We start from the raw sequence: 23,443 nt of genomic DNA, 5'->3' as shown, positions 1-23,443 counted from the left end.
TTACCAATTTGATAGTCATTAGATAATTGACCAGATGTTTTGCCTGATTTATAAAGACCAACAATTTGTTGTTTAAAATTGTAACTTAATTATAATCTTTTACTCTACATTATTGTTGTCCAATTTATCTTAACTCATCCAATATAATAATACTCGTATTCATAGCAAATTAAATTATTTATCACCAATCCAATATAAAAATCTTTACTCTATATAAAATTTGTCCAAAAAACCCTTGCCATTCCAAAACTTTATTCTAAGCCAATTAAAACCCTGATTGAATATTCAGCTTAATCGGTATATAATTATAATTAGTATAAAGAAAAGGGGTTGTTTATAGTGGATCGGGATATTAAATACGAAGAGGTCTTAGCCCAAATTAAGTTGTACATCAAAGATGCGACAACATTAAAAGAAATTCAGAAAGCATATGAATATGCAGAAGAAAAACATCAAGGCCAAGTTCGTAATAGTGGAATACCATATATTAATCATCCATTATGAACAACCTTTTTTTTGGCACAATGACGAATGGGACCAAAAACATTAATTGCAGGATTATTGCATGATGTGTTAGAAGATACCCCAGCTACATTTGAAGAGTTACAAGAACGGTTTGGAATTGAAATTGCTAATTTAGTTGAAGGAGTAACAAAAGTTAGTTATTTTGCGAAAGAAAACCGAACACAAATTAAGGCACAATATTTACGTAAATTATATTTATCAATGGCAAAAGATATTCGTGTTATTATTATTAAGTTAGCAGATCGGTTACATAATTTAAAAACAATTGGTTATTTAAAACCAGAACGTCAGCAAATTATTGCCCGTGAAAGTTTAGAAATTTATTCAGCAATTGCCCATCGGTTAGGAATGAAGGCTGTTAAACAGGAAATTGAAGATATTAGTTTTAAAATTATTAATCCGGTTCAATATAATAAAATTGTTTCGTTGCTAGAATCAAGTAATAAAGCACGCGAAAATACTATTAATCAAAAAATTGAAGAATTAAAACAAATCTTAATTACTGAAAAAAAAATGTCAGTCAAAGTATATGGTCGGAGCAAATCAATTTATTCAATTTATCGTAAAATGAATCAATTTGGAAAAAACTTTGATGATATTCATGATATTTTAGCAGTTCGCATTATTACAAATAGTGTTGATGAATGTTATAAAGTATTAGGATTTGTCCACCAGCATTATACTCCGTTAAATAATCGTTTTAAAGATTATATTGCAACTCCAAAACATAATTTATATCAATCATTACATACAACAATTGCAGCTGATGATGGTGTTATTTTTGAAGTGCAAATTCGAACTGAAGAAATGGATGAGTTAGCAGAACAAGGAGTTGCTGCTCATTGACGTTATAAAGAAGGCGAAAATTATGATATTGCTAAAAAACAAAAAGATATTGATGATCGCTTAGATATTTTTAAACGAATTTTGGATTTAGAAAATATTTCCGTGCAAGAACGAGATGAAATTCAACAAGAAGTTTATAAACCTGATCAATTAATGGAAGAGATTATTCAAAATGACATTTTTTCTTCGTTAATTTATGTTTTAACGCCAAACGGGAAAGTAGTTACGTTGCCATTTGGTTCAACGGTGCTTGATTTTGCCTATAAAATTCACTCTGAAATTGGAGAGAAAACAATTGGGGCTAAAATCAATGGTTTATTTTCTCCAATTTCAACAGTTTTAAAATCAGGAGATGTTGTTGATATTAAAACAGCGGCGACTCAAAAGCCAAATCATTCTTGGCTAGTGGTTGCTAAAACATCATCAGCATTACAAAAAATTAAAAAATATTTAAAAAAAGAATTAGCAGAAGCAACCAATGATACAAAATCAATTAACCTAGAAAAAATTAAACAAACAAAAGGACAAATTGAAGAGTACATTGCTAAAAAAGATTTAAAATGAAAATTAGTTGATTCAGAAACGCAACTAGAACGATTGCATGCGATTAACTATAATAATATTGAAGATTTTTTATTAGATGTTGCTAACGATGAATACACGTTGGAAGAAGCAATTAATTTAATTTATTTAGATCAAGCAACAAGTCAGAATGAAAAAATTCTAAAAAAACTACAAGACAAACAATATAAAAAAGCCCAGTTAAAAGATGATATTATTGTGCAAGGAATTTCAAGTATTAAGGTTGTGATTTCACAATGTTGTTTGCCATTGCCATATGAAGAAATTACAGGGTATGTTTCAAAAGCAGAAGGAATTAAAGTACATTTAAAAACTTGTCGTAATTTACAAAGCAGTGAAAAACAAGAACGACAAGTGGAAGTTAGTTGAAATGAAGCGGTTTGTAAAAATAAACAGTATGATTGTGCAATTCGGATTGAAGCAATTGATCGTCCCGCTTTGTTAGTTGATGTCACAAAAGTGTTAAGTCATTTAAATGCTTCAGTTCAAATGATGACAGCTAATATTTCTAGTGATTTAATGAATATTACCATTAAGACAATTATTAAAATTAGTAATGCTGATCGATTTCAACAAATTCGTTTGTCGTTGTTAGCAATTCCCGATATTAAAATTGTGGAACGAGTTATGATGTAACAACAACTTTGGAACACAAACACTATATACGGTTATTAGTTTTCTTGGTATAATAAAGATACCTAAGAAAATAGAAAATGGAGGAAGTTATGACAATAAAGTCTTGGCTAAAATTTAGTAGCATATGATTTTTAGCAGGAATTGTAATTATTATGGCCGGAGCAGTTGTTCCAACTTTAAACCAACAGGTAGGTGCGTTAAAAGAAGAAATTATTAAATCATTAAGTGTTAATGGTTTGACACCCAATCCTTTAGAAAGTTTAAAAGGTGATAGTGCTTATAATATTTTAAATTTTTTATTATCATATGGATCATTTCAAGCAATTTTTAGTTTGGATGGTTTTGGTCTTTTTAAATTTTGAGTAATTGATTTATATATTTTTGTTCCTATTTTAAGTGTGTTTGCTGTTGGGACAGCAATTTTTGTTGTTGTTTTACTAACAAATGCAACTGCTGCGCATTGAAAATGGAATGCTCGCTTGTTAGTTGGAAAAATTTTAACAATAGGAGGAGGGATTACATTATATGTTACTTTATTCCTAGGATTATTTTTAGTTGCAATTGCTGATAATTCAAATTTTGTTAATGGACAAGAAAAAGATTGATATAATTTAACAAGCGGTGGTTTAGTAACATGAACTAATAATGTTCAGTATCAACCAAATGTTTTTTCCGTGTTAGGATTAAGTATTAATCAAACTGGTTTAAGTACCTTTTTAGCACAAGCGCCTGGAGTTTTACAAGTTGGGGCGGTTTTCATTATTTTCATTGCCTCAATTGTGGTTGCAATCTTAACGGTTGGTTTAGCAATTCGGATTGCAATTGAATTATTATTACCATCGTCATCAAGCCATCGTGGTGGTCTTGGAGCAAGTTTTGTCCAATGATTAGGATATATTAATATTTCTTCTCGTCGTGAATTACGTAAACGATTAGGAAGCAATATTGGGATGATTTTATTAATGATTGGTTTTCTTGTTGTTATGATTTTTCCGGCCTTTACTTCAACAACTCATTATGTGACAGCCAATTGAGTTATTTTAGGAATTGCGATTGTGTTAATGATTATTAGTTTTATTCCGCTTTATTTTATGCTCTTTTGTTTAGCTCGTTTGCAAGGATTTTCTTATAATTTACTAATGTTTATACAAATGTTGACATGATTAGTGATTGGTTTAATTTGACAAATTTTAATGTGAACTGAGTTTACACAATATTTTCAATATCCAGCAGTGGTACCAGTTATTATGCTTTTCTTCTTTATTAACATTCTATTAGTTTCATTTTATTTACTAGTTCGTGGTTATCGAAAATAAGAATTGGTCTTTAACTTCTTTGAAATAAAGAAGTTTTTTTCTTTTCGTATGCTATAATTCTATTAATTATTAAAAAGAAGGGAAAGTTAGGATGACAAAACTTACAGCAAATGCGATTCGAAAAATGTGGTTAGATTTTTTTCGGAGTAAAGATCATTACGAATTGCCATCAGTATCATTAATTCCCGTTGATGATCCATCATTATTATGAATTAATTCCGGGGTGGCAACATTAAAACCATATTTTGATGGTCGAAAAACACCGCCAGCACCACGGTTAACAAATTCACAAAAATCAATTCGGACAAATGATATTGAGAATGTAGGACATACGGCCCGTCATCATACGTTATTTGAAATGTTAGGTAACTTTTCAATTGGTGATTATTTTAAAAAGGAAGCAATTGTTTATGCTTGAGAATTTTTAACTGATAAAAAATGAATTGGATTTAGTCCTGACAAATTATATGTTACTGTTTATAAAGATGACCAAGAAGCATATGACGTTTGACACAATGTTATAGGGTTAAGTCCTGAACGAATTATTAAGGGGGATAAAGATACTAATTTTTGAGAAATTGGAGAAGGGCCATGTGGACCAAATACCGAAATTTTTTATGATCGCGGTGAAAAATATGACCCTGAACATGTTGGGATAAGGTTATTACAAGAAGACCTAGAAAATGATCGTTATTTAGAAGTTTGAAATATTGTTTTTTCTCAATACAATAATAATGGGGATGGAACTTATATCGATTTACCGCGAAAAAACATTGATACGGGGGCTGGATTAGAACGAATTACTTCTATTATTCAAGAAACACCAACTAATTTTGAAACAGATTTATTTATGCCCATTATTAAAGCAGTTGAAAAATTAGTGCAGGGGAAATATCATTATGATCAAACCGCATTGTTTACTAGTGATGCGCATCAAATTAAAATTAATACAGCGTTTAAAGTAATTGCTGATCATTTACGAGCAGTAACATTTGCAATTGCGGATGGTGCTTTTCCGGGTAACAAGGATCGTGGTTATGTTATTCGTCGGTTAATTCGTCGTGCTAGTCTATATGGAAAAAAATTAGAATTAGAACAACCATTTTTATACCAATTAGTACAAACAGTAATTACCATTATGAGTGAATATTATACTTATTTAATTGAGAAACAACCAATTATTGAACAAGCTGTTTTAGATGAAGAAAATAAATTTTTAAAAACATTAGAACAAGGGAACAAATTATTTAACGAAGTTAAAACAAAGTATGGAATAATTTCAAAAGAACATGCCTTTCGCTTATTTGAAAGTTACGGTTTTCCAATTGAATTAATTGTTGAAGAAGCTCACGAGGCAGGAATAAAAGTTGACCGAACTGGTTTTGAAGAATTATTGGCAAATGCAAAAGAAATTTCACGAACCAATCGTAAAGATATTAAAGCAATTCATTTACAAAGTGAACTTTTTACGCAGTTAGATGTTGTTAGTAAATTTGTTGGTTATAAACATGAACAAGTTAATAATACAGAAATTGTTTTTATGTTCGCAAATGATCAGCCAGTTTCTGAATTAACAAATACAACGGGATATCTTATTTTAGCAGAAACACCTTTTTATGCAGAAAAGGGTGGGCAAGCAACCGACCGTGGTTTAATCTTAAAAGATAATAACACTGCTTATGTCTTAGATGTGCAACAAGGACCAAATAAACAACACTTGCATTTTGTAAGAGTGGAAGGAACTTTAAAAAGTGGTGATTTAGTAAATGCTTCAATTGATAGTGATCGTCGATTTTATACGCGTAAAAACCATTCTGGAACGCATCTAATTCATGCGGCATTACGAGAAGTATTAGAAACCCATGTTATGCAAACTGGTTCTTATAATGATGATGAACGATTGCGAATTGATATTACCCATAATCAACCAATTATTCCTGAAGAAATTATGGCTGTTGAAGTGTCAGTAAGAAAAGCTATTCGTGCGGCAATTCCTTGTGAAATAATTTATACTGATATGCAAACAGCACTAGAAGTACATCAAGCGTTAGCTTTCTTTACTGAAAAATATGATGAAGAAGTACGAATTATTAAATTTGGAACTTATTCATGCGAGCTTTGTGGAGGAACGCATGTTGCTAATTCACAAGATGTCGAAGATTTATTAGTAACTGGAATTGAATCAAAAGGGGTTGGAACCTTTCGAATTCATGCCATTACATCAAATAGAACAATTGCTAGTTATTTAAATGAACAATTTCTAAAAGAAAAAACAGAGGCAATTAATTATTTTGAAAAATACAATCAAGGAAAAGCAGTTTTAACTAATCAAGAGTTAGAGCAAATTTGAAACCAAATTAGTAATTTAACTGTTTCAAAAGAAAACTGAAAATTATTAAAACAATTAGTAAATCAATTTAAAGAGAGTTTTAAACATTGACAAAAACAATATGATAATGTTATTGTGCAAGATTTTGTGAAGCAATATCATGCTTTACCATTGCAAGAAAAAAATGGCATTCAAGTTTTGACTTATCAATTTCCAACAAAAGTTGATGTTAATGCTTTGAAAGTATTAATTGATGATTATAAAGCACGGTATTCTAATATTTTAATTTTTTTTGTTGATATTACTGATTCGACCCAACAAAAATTAGTGGTTGGTGTTAGTGATACTTTACATGATCGTTACCAAGCGGGACGTATTATTCAACAACTAAATTCATTACTTGATGGCAAGGGGGGAGGGAACAACAGCGTGGCACAAAGTGGTTTCAAAAATAAAACTATTATTGCAGAATTGCTGGCCGACCCACTGCTGTTTTTACAACAACATGGCTAAATATTATTTAGGAATTGACTTAGGGACAAAAACATTAGGACTTGCCACAAGTCATGGCGTGATCGCAACAAGTTATGGTGTTTATCAATTTTCTGATCATGATTTTTTAAATGCAGCACAATATTTAGCAACCTTAATTGCAAATGAAAAGATTACTGATATTGTAATTGGTTATCCTAAAAATATGAATAATACAATTGGACCACGAGCAATCATGGCGGATGAATTCATTGCTTTATTAAAACCAATGTTAAGTGTTATTATTGAGATTCACTTAATTGATGAACGTTTAACAACACGACAAGCACATCAAATTATGTTAGAAGCTAATTTATCGCGGCAAAAGCGAAAAAGTAAAAAAGATAGTTTAGCAGCACAATTAATTTTAGAAACATTTCTTCAACAAAAATAAAAGAGAACTTCTCTTTTATTTTTTTAATTAATTATCATACAAGTATCGATAGAAAAAGCAAGAAAAAAATGATATAATTTTATGGAAAGCATTTTACTTATGGTTATAAATAAAATTGAGGTAAAGATGATGGCTAAGAAGAAACTAAATGAAACAAAACAACTACAAGAAGTTAACAACAGTTTAAAAATGAAGGTTAATGAAACAACTGTTATTAAAGCTTTAACAAAAGCTTGAAAAAAATCAGAACCGTATTTAAAGTTAATGACAGAATATGAAACATTAAATGCAACTAGTACGGTTGATTGAGATAATCGTTATGAAAAAGAATACGAAAAATTTATCAAAGCAGTTCTGGGAGAAAATGTTAACTTTAAAAAAACAACAACTAAAAAAGCATCAAGACCAATAGAAAAAATAAAAGCAACAGCAAGTAAAAAAAGTAATATGGGATTAAATCCCAGACAATTAGATCTTTTAACAAAACGAAAACTATATCGTTCAGAAGATTTATTTCCAGCCCGAGTGGTAAGAGGATACCAAGAATCACAAGAAGCAATTGAATCAGAATTAAAAGAACCACGAGAAAGTTTTTTAAATAATAATATTAATGCATTGGCAGTTGATCAAAAAGAAAAAGAAGTAGGATTAATTTCAACAGTCAATCTTACTTTTGAAACAGAAGATGATAATTTGGCGGTTGAAAATATAACCGGAAAATCAACACCAAAAGAAGTTGAAGATTTAATTAGAAAATTAAATCCAAATCAACAACGTTTAATTCGACAACGGAATGAACAATACGGTCGCTATCATAGTGAACGAGAAAAAAACATTTCTGAACATCATGATGAAGATACTGGTGAAATATTAAAAACTTTTAATAACCAAGTTAAAGAACATGCAAAGAGTTGAGGTTTAAATCAAAATCAAATTGAATTATTAGCACGACGTGATGCGACGAATCATGATGAACATCTAGAATTATTGTCTCGTCGTGATTCACATCCGTCAGAATGAAAACAATATATGAAAGAAATTACTTTGTCGAAGGATGATAATGAAGAAAAAGTTGTGATTAATCCAGAAAATGTTATTAAAAAACGTAATCAAATGGTGCAAGAAAGTTTATCTCGTAGTTTAGGAAAAACAAAAAAACAAATTGGGGGTAAATATATTCGAAATTTCATCACTGATGAGCCACAACGAAAACCAATTTTTAAAACAGATCTTTATTTAGACACAGCAATTACTAATCAAATTAGACAATTGTTTGTTAAAGCAATTCAGAAACCAAAACCAAAAGTTTTATCAAAATTTGCAACTACTAACGTAATGTCAAATCCAGCAAATACCTCATTTTCAGCGCCAAGTAGTAATAACTTAACACAATTAAATGGCGCAGCAAAAGAAAGTACACCAAGTAAGACAACAGTTCTTCCTGCAATGTCACCGCAAGAAAAATATATTTCAACAGTTGATTCTAAAAAACGACCTAATTTAAAAAAAACTAAAATTTGGTAATAATTACGAAGAAAAAAGAATGAAAAAACTAGATGTCATAACAATGACGAAAGAACAACTTTCATTAGACAATATGAAAATAAAAAAAGATGCTAATGAGAAAGCACGATTAATTGATTTAACAAGGAAGTACGCTATCAAAAAAACTGCGTTATCGAAAAGTTAAACCAAAACCATTACCACAGATTTTAATTAATAAATATCTTGCAGAAGGAAAAAAAGTTGTTAATGGTTTTTTAGTTGACCCAGTAGAAGATAAAACTGGCGAGGAGCATCAAAAAATAGTGAGGGAATAATAATGGGAGCAAAACAAACAACATTACCAACAGCAGATTTAATTCGAAAATATTTTGATGAAGTTGTCACGTCAAGTGGGATTGATCCGCAAAAACGACCAGATGTTGTTCTTCAATGAGCGCAAGAAAAAGAGCTCTGAGCACAAGAAACTGATGCTAAAATGCAACAACAATTGTTACAAGTGTTAAAAATTAATCAAAAAGTTCAAGCGCAACAGTTGCATCGTCAACAAGAATTAATTTTGCGTGATTTGCAACAATCACGGCTAGTCGAACTAAAAAAACGAGAAGAATATTTAGCAACATTAGCAAAGCCAGTTAAACTACCAAAGATAAATAAAAAAATACTTAATAGTGAGATTGAAGCAAAAGATTCACTTCCAAAATCATTTTTTGCAAAAGATAACAAAATGACACCTTCCTATGAAGAAGATAATTATGGCACAATTTTAATGCGCGAAATTGGACAAGCGTTAGCTAATGAATATGAGATATATCATCCGGTGCAAATTGAAAAACCAATTAAGCAAGGGGTTGTTCCGAAAATAACAAAATGACAGCGGTTAATTTATAAAAAAGGTCTCAAATAAAGGTGATAGAGTTTAATTAAAATAATGAAATAATATTATAAATAATTTATTAAAAAAAGCAAGGTTTTTTGCTAAAACTATTTAAAAAAGTTTAAAAATTTTATATAATATATATATGTATTAAAAATGAGAAAGCAAATAAGAGGATTAAAAAATGGCAAAAGAAAAAGACTCAGAAACTGTTGTCGTTACTCGTGCTAATTATGGTAGCATTGTTGATTCAGAACGAGATGCAGCAGAACTAATGGATAAAAAATTAACTCCAGCAACAATTAAAGTTTTATTAAGACAATTAGATGAAAATAGCCCAGAGTATCAAGCATTAAAACAAAAATATTTAATTGAAGTTGTTGGAACCAAAAAAAAGGGAGTTATTCGTTTAAAAGATAAAGATAATGCTTGAGAAGAACAAAAAAATAAAAGTAAATTCATTGATTATAGTTATCGTAGTGACAAAGAAATTCCAGTTTTTGCAAGATTAAACAATCATAAAGCAAAAAAAGCAGCTAGTAAAAAACCAGCAGCAAAAGTGAAGCAGCCACTTCAGCAAGATATCCTAATTTCAACACCATTAGATCAACCAAAAACTAATAAAACTGTTAGTAGAACAAAAAGGTCTGCTAAAAATGCCATTCCGAAAACAACTAATTTAATTAAACCACCGTTAAAAGATAGTGAATTAATTAATGATCAATTTAATACTTTCTCGAATTGAAATAGTTTAGATGTTGATCGTGTAAAAACAAAATTAGGGTCATCAGAACCAGAAACAAACGAAATGAAAACAATTATTCGGCGAACTGAAACAGAAGAAGTAACAACAATTCGTCGTGATTTACGCCCAATTTTAGCCCACCAGATTTCACAAATTAAACAAAATGGGTTATCAGTTGTTGACTTTGTTGTTGATTCTGATGATAAAATTGAAATTGAAAAAGGGGACGAAGAAATCCTTGTTCGCTTAATTAAACAAAATCAAGTTGAAATTAACTTAAATGAATTTGCGGCAAGAGATATTGTACCACCAAAACCAAAACCAGTTAAAATAATTCGTACTGCTGAAGATCCATTATCAATGGAAGAACGATTAATTTTACGGTTAGAAAATAAGGCACGTTTTTATAAATTAAATGCGGAAGAACAAACACAATTAGAACATTTAAAAGAAACATTTGCTTTTAAAACAAAGCAAAAAAAGAATAAAAAAGAAAGCCCTGCACTAAAAGCAAAGAACAAAAAAGGAGAAACCTCAACAATGGACTTTGCTAATGAACAAGCAGAATTACTGAGTGAAGATCGTTATAAAAAAACAAATTATAATCATCAGTATGATGAGAAGAAACGACCTAATATCGATCAACGTTTAGTCTATGAACAAAAAATGTTGCAGTATTTATTAGAAGTTCGACAACAATATGAACAAGGTTATAATCGCCAAATTTCACAAGAATTAGCTGATTTTAACCGGGCAATCAATTTATCACGAACAATTAAAACAAATGATGATAAATTAAATGCGGCAATTTTAGAAAATCGTAATAAATCAATTGCGCTGTTACGAAAACATGTTATGTTATTAAACCAGAAGCAATATGCTGAAATTAAGTTGTTAGATAAACAAGTTCTTAAATATAAAAACACAAAAGGAAATATTGAAGAGTTTATTAAACGTCAAAAAGAATTTCAACGATTATTACGAATTCGTGACGAAGTGAAAGAAAATCGCCAAGCTTTAATTGAATCATTACGAGTGCAAGCACAATTGATGCAAGAAGCACGGAACAACAAATAACGTATTAATTATCAACTCGTTAACTATCAACCAAAATTAGCAATAAAAGAGAGATAGAAGAGGAGGTAACGAGAAATGATAAGAGATATAAAACCGGACATTTATTTTTTTTACATAATGGGAAAATTATTTGTATTGATCGAATGCATAAAAATCAAATGTTTTTTTTGCTGACAATGAACAAGATTATAATCATTATCTTAGTTATAATGTTTATACCGAAGATAATGTCGCAAACTCCCCGAGTAAAAATGACTTTATTTTATTACAAAATGTTAAGTTACATGGGAAATTATTGTATTTATATCCAAAAGAAATTAGGTTTTTAAAGTTAGCAGAAATTAAAGCACCATTATTACTTAATGGCATTCATGTTCGTGTTCATGAAAAAACATTTGATTATCAAGAAGCATTAACACGGAAAGACAACGATGTTTTAATTGAACAGCTAATTGCTGAAGATGAAATACAATATCGTTATCAACATCAAAAACGAACTAGTCACTTTTGATATCGTAAGAAACCGTAGGTTTCTTTTTTACTTAATTTAAGAGAAAGGAGGGGAAATAATGTTAACTCATAAGAATCAACATTATTTAACAAAAATTCGTCAGGAATTAGGATTACCAGCGTTAAATTGAAAACAAGAATTAAAATTAGAGCAATATCGTTATTTTGATAAAATTATTGAACGATATGTTAAAACGGTTAATTATATGTGATATTTTAAAAATATTGCTTTTTATGATGATGTTAGCAAAATAATATATTATTTTCCCCGGTTAATTTTAACTCGTAAGAATCTTTATTTTTTAAAAATACAAACATTAAATGGGTCAGTTAGTACAACAATGGCAGGCCCAGTGTGAGAACAAAATAATACTTTAATTACTTCTCCCGTTGTAACACAACAATTCATGATTAATCGAATGATGAAAATGATTAATGCGAAACAATTCTTACGAACAGCAACCATTAATTTGGTTGTCATTAATAGTAAAGAACCATTTACAATAACAGATGCTAAAAATTATAATAATATTCAAATAATTAATCAACAAGAATATCATTGAAGTGATATAATAAAACATATTGAAAAGAACGATGATTTAACAAATGATCACTTAGCTGATGAAACAATTTTAATGTTACATCATTTATTTGGAGTTCATAGTCATCGTCATAATTCTCGGTTACAAAAACGAAGTTTATTTTGTTTATATCACTATATTTAAAAAGGAGTATGTCACGTGTCAAAACGCCAAGAACGGATTAATATTATTAATTTGTTATATCGTCATTTTATTTTGCAACATGATGTTTTAACAACAAAACAAGAGGCTTATGATTTTTCACAAGTTGTAACAACTAGCATTGAATCAGAACAAATTGATGATATTTTAGGTAATTTAACAACAATTATTGGGCTTATTAATCAACATTTAAAATCAGGATGAAGTTTTGAACGATTAAGTAATTATCATAAAGCTGTTTTAGTGTATGGTGTTTATGCAATTCATTATCAAGGATTAGCAAAGGCAATTGTTATTAATGAAAGTTTAGAAATTCTAAAACTTTATAGTGAAGATACTAATTTTAGTTATATTAATTCAGTTTTAGATCAAATTTAATGTTTTTATCTATCTGATAAAATAAAAAGTCATAAATCAACGAAAAAAAGTAAGGTTATGCTTTTTTTTTTTTTTTTGATAAAATAAACAAGCATATTTATTAATTAAAATTGAATAAATATAGCTAGGAAGTTGTAAAAGAACGCAAAGCGATTGATGCGTCCAAACCGTTAGTTGAAGTAATTGATGTTACAAAAAAGTACAAAAATAAAGTTGCTTTAAATAATGTTAATTTAGTGTATATTGTAAATGCAATTGCGCTTTTCCAAAGCTCTTATTAATTAGATAATAACACTATAGAAAAATAATGCAACACTTTTTGTGTTATTTTTTTAATTTGTTCTCATTTTAGCATAATGAAAAATATTTATTAAATTTTTCAATAAGTTTATTTACTAACTATTTTCAATCATAAAATTAAATGCTTCTTTTGAAGATATTCAGTTTAAACAAGGCCGGAGTTTTTCATTTATTATTTTCATAACTCAGTTTAACTGTTTATTATCAACTTTATTAAAATCTGTTCCTTTAGGTAATTCACGCCTAATATCTCTATTTACTCTTTCAACATCAGTAATCAACTTTCAATTATCTTCAATTAAATTAACTACTTGTAAATCAGTTATATTTGTTTTTAATTTATTTAACTAACATTTGCATTAAATTATATTTATTTGCAAATGAATAAACAAAATTAGTTAATTCTTTTAAAAATTGTTTTTTGTCAGCATCATAAAATTTATCAATACTATATTGTTTAGCATAACTATCTCAATTTTTATATAAGTCCATAAACTCATCACTAGACTTATCAAATGAAATTCCTGTTGAATAACTATCTTTCAAAAAATCTAAATACCATTTATCATTGTAAGTTAATGTTTGTGATGTTTTTAAAGTCGGATTAATAAAATAATTTGTTTCAGACCAATTTTCAAAAAAAGTACTACGTAAAAACATTGTATTAATAAAATCAGTTTCATTCATTCCCGTTGTTTGTTGATTAACAGTATAATTTTGCTGATTTAAGGGTTTAAATGCTGTTAAAGTAATAAAAGGAATAATTAAACCTAAAATACCTAAAATAGATATTGCAAATAAAGATAATGATTTTTTCATATTTATAATTCAACTCCTAACTATACAATGTTTTTGAAACAATAAACCCAACAATATATAAACTTGATATCGTTAACATTAACGGATGAGAAAACAAAATTGCCATTTTGCCAAACAACGAAAGCAAAAAAGTGTCTGAGTTATATAAATCCATAATGATATTTTTTGCTGATGTTAATTGATTTATGATTACTGTTATAAAACCAGTACCAAAAATAGCGATTGCCGCAACTAATAAAACTAATCTAATCATTATTTATTTACTCTCCGATATCCTTGTTCTCTTGTTTTTGCTTGTTTTGCTAAATTTGATAATTGTTGTTTATTACGATTAATTTTAAACTGTTTACGATCTTTAATATGTTTTTGCATACCTTGTTTAGTATCTGAAACTCCACGAGCAGTTGCAGAATAAATATTTGATACACCACTTTGTACTGTTGAACCTAATTCGTTGTATTGAGTTCTTGTACCGTGAATTGCATAAATAGATAACTTAACAACCATAAAAAAGATAATAAAATAAGCAATTGTCGTATTTGTCATTGGTAATTTTGTATTTCAAATTACATCAAAAATAAACAAAAATACATCAAAAATAAAACTAAAAATCTTATCTCAATTACTACTTTCTGATAATAAATTAATCATCTTTAACACTTCCTTTTTCTTTTTTAGGTTTTAAATTTTTTTTCAAAATATCAATATCAAACAATTCTAACCGCTCTTTAACACTCAATTTAGTAATTTCTGACCAATAGTATTCTTTGTTATTAATTATTTCATCATTTTTTAAATCACGCACAAACTTTAATCATTGACTATCATATTTCTGTGCAAATTCTAACGGAATAATTATTTTAAAAAACCGAATTCCTAACCCAACATCCGACTTATGTTTTGTTCGTTTACCTTCTGCTGTTCGTTCTACTGATTTTGTTTTTCAAATTTCATAATCAGTAATATCTTGAAAAATGCCAATTCGCATAATAAAGAACCGATTAAAAAAATTAAATCCTTTTTTAGCAATAGGTTTTTTCAGTAAAATTGGAATAATAATACCACTTGCTAATTGTCGGATATTATTTCAAATCATACCTTCACGTTGAGCTGTAAACAAAGCACGATTACCAAAATGTCTTGCTAAAACAATTCACGGAATTTTACCACTATGAACCTTTTTCTCATCGTGCGGACTAGTTCCGTCAATATATAAATAACTTTCATCAAATAAAATAACACTATCATCTGGGGGAACTGGTTTTGTTCGATCTGTAAAATCTAAATTTTTAAATGTTAAAACTTTAACTTTATCATCTTCTAACGGATAATTACTATAAATCTTATCTGTTAATAGTTTCATAGTTTGTGATAAATAAGTTAAAAGTAATGTTTTTCCCGTTCCTAATTTACCAATAATTACCGATAACGGATTATCTCAAACAAAATTTACTAACCGAAAAGCATTTAACTGATAAAATATATTTTTTCAAACTCATCATACAAAATAAACACATTGCAAAGCAAACAATAATCAGAATACTAAACCAGTATAATTTAATGAAATTATTCAAAGTAATAAATCAATTAAACTAAACAAAATCATTGAACCGCTAATATAACAATAATTTTTTAAGAAAAATATAAACTTTTTCATTTTACCTCCAATAGTTATTTATAATTAAACTAGTATTATTATGGTTTTCTCTCCCCACAAATCAAAAAGGAAAGTAATAAAAATTAAGAAAATTTTAAAAATAATTTCAATATTATTGCCTATCATTGAAATTATAAACTTTTTAATTAATCCTATCGGAAAATTAATTACTACAATTAATTTTATAAAATGAATATTTAAGAATATTAGTCAAATAAATGCAAAAGAAATATTTTTTATAACATTATTTATATTAATAATTACTGCATTCATAATGAAAATATATATTATATTCAAAAAAAGATTTTAAAATTTTGTGGGGAGAGAAAACCATAATAATAACAAAATTTAATTATTTAAAATAACTAACTATTTTGAAAACCATTCACAATAAAAACCAAGTTAAAAATAAAATAACAATTCAAATGCTAATCATAAGAATAAGAGTTAAATATTTATTTTGAGTCAAAGTTCAAGTTGTAATACTTTCAACGTTAGATTTATCAATAAATAAAAATACATGAATAAAAAACTCTTTTAATTTTTCTCAATCTTTTGTCATAATTTAAAAGCTTCACATTTTTTGAATAATTTTAAAAAACATACCAAAAAATAATGTAAAGTAAAGATGCAAATAGGACATTTAACCCTTATTAATTTGATAATATATCTTTTATTAAAAAATGCAATACTTTTTTGAAAAAAATAATTTTTTTTTAAATATAAGTTAATATTTCAGCACGCAAAAAAGGAAACTTTGCTACAAATATATAATTCATATTTAAAAAAATTAAATATTAATATTTTGTAAAAATACATCTTTGGAAGATAATCAACCTAAACTCGGTCGCGGTTTTTCATTAATAATTTTCATAATTTTATTAATTTCTTTTTGAGTAATTTGATTAAAATCTGTTCCCTTAATGAGATATTCTCTAATATCTCTATTCATTCTTTCAACTTTGGGTTTTCGAATGGCAACACTTTTTAGAACACTTTTTATGTAGACTTCTGATTTCTAAATTCAACTGGAGTTAAGTAATTCAAACTACCATGAATTCGAATATTGTTGTATCAATTAATGAAATTAAATAGTTCCAACTTTAATTGTTCTAAATTTTTAAATTTTCGACCATTAATAAATTCAGTTTTAAAAGCTTTATAGGTTGTTTCAGCTACTGCGTTATCGTAAGGGCAACCTTTTGCACTTAAAATTTCTTCAATAATTTTATTTTTAAATTCATTACCACGATCTGTATGAAACAACCTAATTTGATTTAGTGGTCATGTTATTTTATAAAATGCCTGCTGAACTAGTTCAGCAGTTTTATTTGTTCCAGCGCTATAGCCAATTACTTCACGGTTAAATAAATCAATTAGTAAGCAAATATAATGTCATTTTGAACCAACTTGAACATAGGTTAAATCGCTCACAATAACTTCATTTTGTCTTTTATTACTAAACTCACGATTTAGAATATTACTAATTTGATCATTATTTACAGGAGATTTATGATTGCGATATTTTAATTTAGTATATTTTGATACTAAATTATTTATTGCCATAATTCTTCTAATTTTTTGTCGAGATAAAATAATGTTCTTTCTTGCTAAAATAATTTTAATTTTTCTAGCACCATAAACTTTATAGCTTTCTTTAAATGCACTGATAACTTCATTTTCATAAATATTAATTTCAGTTTTAGTGATCTTATTAATTTGATAATAATACTTTGATTTTGCTATCTTTAATATTTGACACATTTTCCTCACTGAATATTTGTCTTTATTGTTAGTAATTAATATTACTTTTTGCCGATTATCAGTGCTGCTTGCTTTAAAATATCATTTTCCATTCGTAATTGTTTGTTTTCTTTTCGCAACTGAATAAGTTCATTTTCTTCAACAGAGCGATTGTCTTTAGCTTTAAAAGAACCAGAATTCTCAAATTTTTTTACTCATTGATAAAGAACTGCCTTTGAAATTTTATATTCGTTAACAATTTCAATATTACTTTTACCATTTTTATATAACATTACGATTTGTTTCTTGAATTCATCGGTGTACTGGTTTTTTGCCATTTTTATATTCCTGCTTTCCTAATAATTTTAGCTTATTTTTTTACAGTCTACATAAATATGGTCCAAGTTATTGTAACCTATCCAGAAAGTGGAATTATAGCTTATGATACTGATAAAGGAATTACTGGAACAAGTGCAGTTTTATTAAGTATAATTGTTGCTTTGTGATCTATTTTACCGCAAGTAATAGAATTACCTAATTATTTACAATTTTTAAAATGTGGTTTAGAAAATGTTGATTGAAAAAATAATTATGGAAATGCATTATTAATGTTAATTATTCCGTCTAGTGCTAGTTTTTTTTATCAAAAAGCACTTAAAATTATTCCAAATGCAAAGATAAGATTATTAACTAATATTGCAACTAAAATTATTCCAGTTATTATTCTTACTATTTTTATTTGATTTATTTTAAAAATGAAAGCATATTTTAAAGCAAGAGAAAATGAAAAATCAATTAATATTGCTAAACATGCTGAAAATAAAAAATTAAAAATAGAAAAACAAAAAGAATTAATAGTTCAAAAACAAGCTTTAAAAATATTACGAGAGGAAAATAAAAAATATGGCAAAAAAACAAATTAAAAGAAATATTGAAAAAATGCGAATGGATAAAAATATTTGTTGGATGATAATTGATGGTAAAGAGTGTTTTAAAAAAGTAAGTAAAAATTGAAATGGTATTGGTGTTCCTGCTTGTGAAGAACATACTAAAATATTTCAAGAATTAATGAAAGAAACTTATGATTATGGTGTAAATAATAAAAAAGAATATTTAGATCAATATGAAAAAGGTTTTAAAGAAGGAATTGAAGAAGCTAGAACTGAAATTAAGAAAAAATACCCACAAGTTTACAAAAATTAAAATGATGGTAAGATGGTGACGATAGTTTTTGAAATTTTCTATAAAAAATAATGGAGGGATTAAAGTATGACAAACTTTAAATATGATTATAAAGAAAATATGACACAAGATGAAATTAATGCTTTATTAGAACAAAAAGAAAAGCAAGTATTATCTAGTGTTTTACCAAATGCAGAAACTCGTATTAAAACTGAAACAGAAAAACAATATGAAGAAAAAATTAATAGTTATCAGTCAAAAATAAGAGAATATGAGTTATCACAAGTACCACAAGAAAATCGTAAAATAGTAGCAAATCTAACAACAGAAGGACATTTATTATTATCAGCACAAGAAATGAGAGTTAAAGATATTTTATCAAACCCTGATTATTATACATTTCATCGTTTAACAGCAACAGCACAATCAAGTCCTAATATGGAAAGTGCTGATTATGCAGTAGCAATTTATACAATTCCAGAACGATTATTTTATGGAGATAGTGAGTGAAATCACGAAAAAGGAAACCCAAAACAAAATCAAAATGCTAAGCGTGGTCGTTTAGTAATTGATCATACTATTGGTTTAAAAACACAATGAAGACGATTTGATTTATCTCGTTTAAAAAATACTGATCCATCATTACGAGGTGAATTAGTAGCAAAATGAACAGGTTCAATTACAGAAAATATGATGTTTAATTTAGAATTATACTTTTTAAAAGGTGTAATTGATAATTATATTGCTCGTAGTAAATTTAATAAAGATTATGCTTTTGTTTATGATACAACTAAAATTAAAACTCAACAAGATGCCTTAGATTTAATGTATAAATTAGGGCATCGTATGACAGATGAAACAAGAAAAATTAATGCATCTCAAATTGGGACAAATACTAGTGATTGAGAAATGATTTGAGAACCACATTCATATTTAGATTTAACACGAGCATATACTCAATTAATTGGTGAAAATATTTCAGCAAATACAATGGTAACTGGTACTTTATTCCAAGATAAAGTTTTAGGTTATATGGTTTCTAAATCATTATGACTTGGTCAAAATATTAAACCTTTACATGGTAAAACATCAGATGGACAATTAGAAATTAATTTACAAGGAATGAATAGAACTCGTGGCTTTGATTTATCTATTAATAATAAAATAGAAGCATTAGTTATTCATAGAGATAATGTCGCAATGATTACTATTTTTACTGAAAATATTAGTTATGTTGATAATGATACACAAGAACCTGCATTTACTAGTCGTGTATTATTTTCATTACCTGCTTTAACAAGACCTGAATTAGGTTTCTTAATTGTTAAAGAAATGTTTACAGAACAAGAACAAATGGATGCTATTGCTCGTATGTGAGATAATACAGATCCAACTGGTGATTCATGACAAAAATATAATGAATTTACTGGTGAATGAGAAAATGAATTAACTTATCAATTATTAGATTATGATCCAAATTATAAAGATTTTTATAATCCTACATTTAAAACTGCAATTCAAAATACTATTACTAATATTAATAATTTAGATGTAGATCAAACAGCATTAAATATGGATGTATCTAAAAAATATAATGAGTTTTTTGGAATTACTCCAACAACTCCTGACACAGCAGAAATTAAAAAATTATTTGATAAAATTTTAGATAATAATTTAACTACACCACAGAAAAAACGAGTTTTAGCATTTATGCGTTCTATTATGATATTAAGTGATGGCAAAAATGATTATCCAATTCAAACAAATTCAGCAGGTATTTATTTACCAGTTAATGAAATTGTAAGTGGTAATATTTATTTACATATTAATGCAGGTATTATTGATAATCAAAATATTAATGATAAAAAAATATTAATTAAAGGTAATTCTAAAATAAATATTAGTGGAATTAATAAATTAGATAAACCTACTATTCATATTGCAGTCCCAACAAAAGCAACAGCTGAACAGTTAAAACCACAATTTAAAGATGTTGTTTTAAAAGCAGTAAAAGCAGTAAATAGTTCTTTAATTGAAAGTGATTTTGATTACTTTATTGAAAGTAAAGGTGAAGACTGACCAATTAATATTACAAATGATAAAACAGTTGTAGTTCAAATTGAAGGTAAAAACAACGCTACTGGTCAAACAAATCCGATTGATGTAGTAATTAAAAATTCATAGTATATAAAAAATAGGAATTAACCTATTTTTTATTTTTTATATTATTTACTGGATGTTTAATTATATTAATTCCTTTTTTAAGTTCTTTATAAAGATTAATTGTTTTTGGTTTTGATATTATTTTAGTATGTAAATTTTTATATCCTGTTTTTAAATTAGTAGCATATTCTCTTTGTTGATTTAATCAATTTTTATTATCGATATATTGTTTATTTTTATTTAATTTACTATCTTTTAAATTATAAAAATTAGTACTATATTTATTAATTTCTTTATTTAATTCTAATAGGTTTTTATTAATACGACTAGCTCTTAATTTAACATCTCCACTTGCTTTATTTTGTTTAGTATTTATTTGTCAATTTACATATTCTCTTAATTCACTGCGTAATCATACATGTAATCACATATTTCATAATACTGATCCTGCCCCAGTTCCATTTTTACCAGTTGCTGATTTCATTGCTTGTCATACTTGGATATGTACTTTTGGGTAAGTATATGGTCCATATCATCTTCTTTGTTTATCATTATCTGATTGAATTAAAATAGTTAAATTACCTATTAATTTTTGTTTATTAGTTATTTGAAAAAATCCTTTTTTACATCAACTACTAGATAAGATAGTTCAATTACTTTCTGTTGGAGTTAATGATTTTACAATTTCTTTATATTTATTTTTATCTAAAAAACTAATATCTTTAAATAATTGTATTTCTAAACTACGAGGTATTTTTTTTAAAAGATCATTTAAAACATTTGGATTTAAATAATATTGAATTTGTGCTAATTGATGTTCAATATCTTGAATACTTTGTAAAATTGCTTTTATTTTAGAATTATCATATTTTTCTAATAATTTTATAATTCTTAATGCTATTTTGGGGTTTTTTAAAATACTAGTAATTAATGTTAATAATTTTCACATTTTTTGACACTCTCCTTATGGTGATTATATAATGGGTGATGACAAAAAGAGGTGTAAAAATGCAAGATAAACAAGAAATAAATTTTAATGAATTAATTAATAAGCCTGAATATTTAAGTTATGTATAATGTACGATGAAGCTCCAAAAAAACAACTCTTGTTAGGGTTGTTTTTTTATTTGAAATAAAACAACTCCTAAAAGGAGGTAATGATAATTAAACAACAAAAAATATGTGATGTTAATGATTGCTATAAAGTAATATCATTCATTACCGAAGAATTTGTATCAAATAAAGTTTTATGAACTTGTGAAAAACATAAAGATTTATTAAATCACACAAAAGATAAAAAACAAAAGCGGTTTTATAAACGCTTAGAAAATTCAAAAATTATCTTTGATTGAGAAACTGGGTTTTTAAAACTTAAATTTTATAAAACAACTTAATGCAGTGTGGGACGGTTATTTTTAATAACTAAGTGTTTTTATTCCACAGCCTGCCGAGGCAAGTACTGAAATAGTGTATGAGGAAAAATGTAAATCGGCGCTGGTTTTTATAACTAAGCGATAGTCGTGATAAGTCCAAGGCTAATATCAAACGACAATAAAAAAAGAGATAGTGACTTAAACAATTAAATTTGCGTTTAGCATTCGGTCCTTCATATGGGTGCAAGTAAATTTAATTTCAAAAACTGAGCGTCAAATCCCAGAGCGAAAGCACAAATGGGCACGGAAGAAGGAAGACATATATGTCTGGCGTACCAACTATACAAACAACTACAAATTGTAGAACATTGTAGTTGATTTACCAACATTTACCAAGATTATAGGAGGTTTATATGAAAAAGTTAAATAAAATTTGTCTTAAACAAAGATATTGAGGTTATTGCTCAAAATGTAATCAAGAAAATAAATTAAATCAATTAATGCTTAAAAGTTATCCAGTTTCATTTGAAGAAATGACTGATGAACATTGAGCATTAGGCAGAAAGAATTAAGAGGAAAAATATATGAATTGAGAAATTAATTATAAAAACGCTTGATTAACTTTTATTAGTGTTAATTGAAATAAATGTAAAGATAAAAAATATAAGTGTTATTGAAAAGATAATTCTATTGACATATTAACATTATCAGAATTATATTTTAATTTTAAAAATACAAGCGAGTTAAATAATTTATTAAGATTGAAAATTGTTAGGAGGAATAAATTATGAATAAAAGATATTTATTAGTAATGAGATGATTTGATCATTTTAATGAGGAAGATATTTTTCAAACATCATTTTTTTATACATTAGAAGAAGCAAAGATTACTGCTGAGTTTCAAAATAAACAAGAATGATTAACAACAATTATTGATTTAGAAAGCATTCAATGAGAAGGAGTTGAATAATATGAAAGAAAAAATTAAAATTAGAGATTATGAAATGACATTAGAAGAATATCAAGTAGATACTTTATTAGATATATTAAGAGAATTTATAAAAGCAAATATTCTTAAAAATAGTGAAGAATTGATTAAAAAATTAGAACTTATAGTAAAGGAAAATACTTCAGAATTATATTCTAATATAGAAAAATTAAAAATTATGGACCCTAAAAAATACAATGAATTATTTGGTAAAGGAGATGAATAA

At 27.0% G+C, this 23,443-nt stretch carries 26 protein-coding genes and 3 pseudogenes; 20 read left to right on the top strand and 9 right to left on the bottom strand.

Annotation, left to right across the window (positions count from 1 at the left end; translation table 4 throughout):
- Window positions 1-136 precede the first annotated feature (136 nt).
- The 12 genes from ACOBWH_RS05035 (at window position 137) to ACOBWH_RS04980 (ending at window position 12,992) form a co-directional block, all read left to right on the top strand.
- Window positions 137-217, top strand: a complete 81-nt coding sequence (locus tag ACOBWH_RS05035) for an IS3 family transposase (protein ID WP_424527397.1) — start codon at window positions 137-139, stop codon at window positions 215-217.
- A gap of 122 nt (window positions 218-339) precedes the next feature.
- Entirely contained in the window at window positions 340-2,589 is a 2,250-nt protein-coding gene (locus ACOBWH_RS05030; protein WP_424525775.1) for a RelA/SpoT family protein, read from the top strand.
- A gap of 77 nt (window positions 2,590-2,666) precedes the next feature.
- On the top strand, window positions 2,667-3,905 hold the full coding sequence (scm1, locus tag ACOBWH_RS05025; RefSeq protein ID WP_424525773.1) for a motility-associated protein Scm1: 1,239 nt from the start codon (window positions 2,667-2,669) through the stop codon (window positions 3,903-3,905).
- Window positions 3,906-3,996: 91 nt separating this feature from the next.
- Window positions 3,997-6,747, top strand: coding sequence for an alanine--tRNA ligase (gene alaS / locus ACOBWH_RS05020; RefSeq protein WP_424525771.1), 2,751 nt, complete (start codon window positions 3,997-3,999; stop codon window positions 6,745-6,747).
- Window positions 6,740-7,159: a Holliday junction resolvase RuvX gene (ruvX, locus tag ACOBWH_RS05015; protein WP_424525769.1), complete on the top strand. Its 420-nt coding sequence runs from the start codon at window positions 6,740-6,742 to the stop codon at window positions 7,157-7,159. Before alaS ends, ruvX begins: the two co-directional genes overlap by 8 nt.
- Window positions 7,160-7,288: 129 nt before the next feature.
- Entirely contained in the window at window positions 7,289-8,683 is a 1,395-nt protein-coding gene (locus tag ACOBWH_RS05010; protein WP_424525767.1) for a hypothetical protein, read from the top strand.
- A gap of 43 nt (window positions 8,684-8,726) precedes the next feature.
- A complete protein-coding gene (locus tag ACOBWH_RS05005; protein ID WP_424525765.1) occupies window positions 8,727-8,849 on the top strand; it encodes a hypothetical protein in 123 nt (40 codons plus the stop codon).
- A gap of 132 nt (window positions 8,850-8,981) precedes the next feature.
- Entirely contained in the window at window positions 8,982-9,569 is a 588-nt protein-coding gene (locus ACOBWH_RS05000; RefSeq protein WP_070406810.1) for a hypothetical protein, read from the top strand.
- 154 nt (window positions 9,570-9,723) lie between these two features.
- Window positions 9,724-11,361: a hypothetical protein gene (locus ACOBWH_RS04995; protein ID WP_424525763.1), complete on the top strand. Its 1,638-nt coding sequence runs from the start codon at window positions 9,724-9,726 to the stop codon at window positions 11,359-11,361.
- A 295-nt stretch (window positions 11,362-11,656) separates the two neighbouring features.
- Window positions 11,657-11,890: a hypothetical protein gene (locus tag ACOBWH_RS04990; protein ID WP_424525761.1), complete on the top strand. Its 234-nt coding sequence runs from the start codon at window positions 11,657-11,659 to the stop codon at window positions 11,888-11,890.
- A gap of 40 nt (window positions 11,891-11,930) precedes the next feature.
- Window positions 11,931-12,596 (top strand): hypothetical protein, encoded by a 666-nt coding sequence (locus ACOBWH_RS04985; protein WP_424525759.1) that lies wholly within the window; start codon window positions 11,931-11,933, stop codon window positions 12,594-12,596.
- A gap of 15 nt (window positions 12,597-12,611) precedes the next feature.
- Window positions 12,612-12,992 (top strand): transcription antitermination factor NusB, encoded by a 381-nt coding sequence (locus ACOBWH_RS04980; protein WP_424525757.1) that lies wholly within the window; start codon window positions 12,612-12,614, stop codon window positions 12,990-12,992.
- A gap of 395 nt (window positions 12,993-13,387) precedes the next feature.
- On the opposite strand, the pseudogene ACOBWH_RS04975 reads toward ACOBWH_RS04980, so the two are convergent.
- The 8 genes and pseudogenes from ACOBWH_RS04975 to ACOBWH_RS04940 form a co-directional block, all read right to left on the bottom strand.
- Window positions 13,388-13,561, bottom strand: a pseudogene (locus tag ACOBWH_RS04975) (IS30 family transposase); the annotation flags it as partial.
- A pseudogene (locus ACOBWH_RS04970) lies at window positions 13,559-14,111 on the bottom strand (spiroplasma phage ORF1-like family protein); the annotation flags it as partial. The pseudogenes ACOBWH_RS04970 and ACOBWH_RS04975, both read right to left, overlap by 3 nt.
- Window positions 14,112-14,127: 16 nt before the next feature.
- Window positions 14,128-14,364 carry a hypothetical protein gene (locus ACOBWH_RS04965; RefSeq protein ID WP_004027616.1) on the bottom strand — a complete coding sequence of 79 codons (237 nt, stop codon included), beginning with the start codon at window positions 14,362-14,364 and terminating at the stop codon, window positions 14,128-14,130.
- Entirely contained in the window at window positions 14,364-14,762 is a 399-nt protein-coding gene (locus ACOBWH_RS04960; protein ID WP_004027786.1) for a hypothetical protein, read from the bottom strand. Before ACOBWH_RS04960 ends, ACOBWH_RS04965 begins: the two co-directional genes overlap by 1 nt.
- Window positions 14,755-15,768, bottom strand: coding sequence for a hypothetical protein (locus ACOBWH_RS04955; RefSeq protein WP_424525755.1), 1,014 nt, complete (start codon window positions 15,766-15,768; stop codon window positions 14,755-14,757). Before ACOBWH_RS04955 ends, ACOBWH_RS04960 begins: the two co-directional genes overlap by 8 nt.
- A gap of 352 nt (window positions 15,769-16,120) precedes the next feature.
- On the bottom strand, window positions 16,121-16,330 hold the full coding sequence (locus ACOBWH_RS04950) for a DUF2649 family protein (protein ID WP_424525754.1): 210 nt from the start codon (window positions 16,328-16,330) through the stop codon (window positions 16,121-16,123).
- A gap of 228 nt (window positions 16,331-16,558) precedes the next feature.
- Window positions 16,559-16,741 (bottom strand): annotated as a pseudogene (locus ACOBWH_RS04945) (IS30 family transposase); the annotation flags it as partial.
- Window positions 16,742-16,767: 26 nt separating this feature from the next.
- Window positions 16,768-17,849, bottom strand: a protein-coding gene (locus ACOBWH_RS04940) for an IS3 family transposase (RefSeq protein ID WP_424525752.1) whose coding sequence is annotated in 2 segments (ribosomal slippage) — window positions 16,768-17,609 and window positions 17,609-17,849 — 1,083 coding nt in all. Because the reading frame shifts where the segments join, the coding sequence is not laid out codon by codon here.
- Between the two features lie 57 nt (window positions 17,850-17,906).
- Here ACOBWH_RS04940 and ACOBWH_RS04935 point away from each other — a divergent pair.
- From ACOBWH_RS04935 to ACOBWH_RS04925, 3 genes are all read left to right on the top strand, one after another.
- On the top strand, window positions 17,907-18,434 hold the full coding sequence (locus tag ACOBWH_RS04935) for a hypothetical protein (RefSeq protein WP_424525750.1): 528 nt from the start codon (window positions 17,907-17,909) through the stop codon (window positions 18,432-18,434).
- Window positions 18,415-18,714 carry a hypothetical protein gene (locus ACOBWH_RS04930; RefSeq protein WP_424525748.1) on the top strand — a complete coding sequence of 100 codons (300 nt, stop codon included), beginning with the start codon at window positions 18,415-18,417 and terminating at the stop codon, window positions 18,712-18,714. Before ACOBWH_RS04935 ends, ACOBWH_RS04930 begins: the two co-directional genes overlap by 20 nt.
- Window positions 18,715-18,780: 66 nt before the next feature.
- Window positions 18,781-20,877 carry a hypothetical protein gene (locus ACOBWH_RS04925; protein WP_424525746.1) on the top strand — a complete coding sequence of 699 codons (2,097 nt, stop codon included), beginning with the start codon at window positions 18,781-18,783 and terminating at the stop codon, window positions 20,875-20,877.
- A gap of 22 nt (window positions 20,878-20,899) precedes the next feature.
- On the opposite strand, the gene ACOBWH_RS04920 is transcribed toward ACOBWH_RS04925, so the two are convergent.
- The gene (locus ACOBWH_RS04920) at window positions 20,900-21,805 is read right to left on the bottom strand and encodes a hypothetical protein (RefSeq protein ID WP_424525744.1); all 906 of its coding nucleotides are present in this window, start codon (window positions 21,803-21,805) and stop codon (window positions 20,900-20,902) included.
- A 208-nt stretch (window positions 21,806-22,013) separates the two neighbouring features.
- Here ACOBWH_RS04920 and ACOBWH_RS04915 point away from each other — a divergent pair, with 208 nt between their 5' ends.
- The 5 genes from ACOBWH_RS04915 (at window position 22,014) to ACOBWH_RS04895 (ending at window position 23,443) form a co-directional block, all read left to right on the top strand.
- Window positions 22,014-22,250 (top strand): hypothetical protein, encoded by a 237-nt coding sequence (locus ACOBWH_RS04915; RefSeq protein WP_424525742.1) that lies wholly within the window; start codon window positions 22,014-22,016, stop codon window positions 22,248-22,250.
- Window positions 22,251-22,642: 392 nt separating this feature from the next.
- Complete coding sequence (locus ACOBWH_RS04910; RefSeq protein ID WP_424525688.1) at window positions 22,643-22,801, top strand: hypothetical protein; 159 nt, start codon at window positions 22,643-22,645, stop codon at window positions 22,799-22,801.
- Between the two features lie 12 nt (window positions 22,802-22,813).
- A complete protein-coding gene (locus ACOBWH_RS04905) occupies window positions 22,814-23,038 on the top strand; it encodes a hypothetical protein (RefSeq protein WP_424525686.1) in 225 nt (74 codons plus the stop codon).
- Entirely contained in the window at window positions 23,017-23,199 is a 183-nt protein-coding gene (locus ACOBWH_RS04900) for a hypothetical protein (protein WP_424525740.1), read from the top strand. The genes ACOBWH_RS04905 and ACOBWH_RS04900 overlap by 22 nt, the downstream gene beginning before the upstream one ends.
- Window position 23,200: 1 nt before the next feature.
- A complete protein-coding gene (locus ACOBWH_RS04895; RefSeq protein ID WP_424525683.1) occupies window positions 23,201-23,443 on the top strand; it encodes a hypothetical protein in 243 nt (80 codons plus the stop codon).

Origin of the sequence: Spiroplasma endosymbiont of Glossina fuscipes fuscipes, from assembly GCF_049669535.1 — a bacterium.
Lineage (GTDB): Bacteria > Bacillota_I > Bacilli_A > Mycoplasmatales > Mycoplasmataceae > Spiroplasma.
Note: the sequence above shows the minus strand (reverse complement) of the source record. Positions and strands in the feature narration are given on the sequence as shown.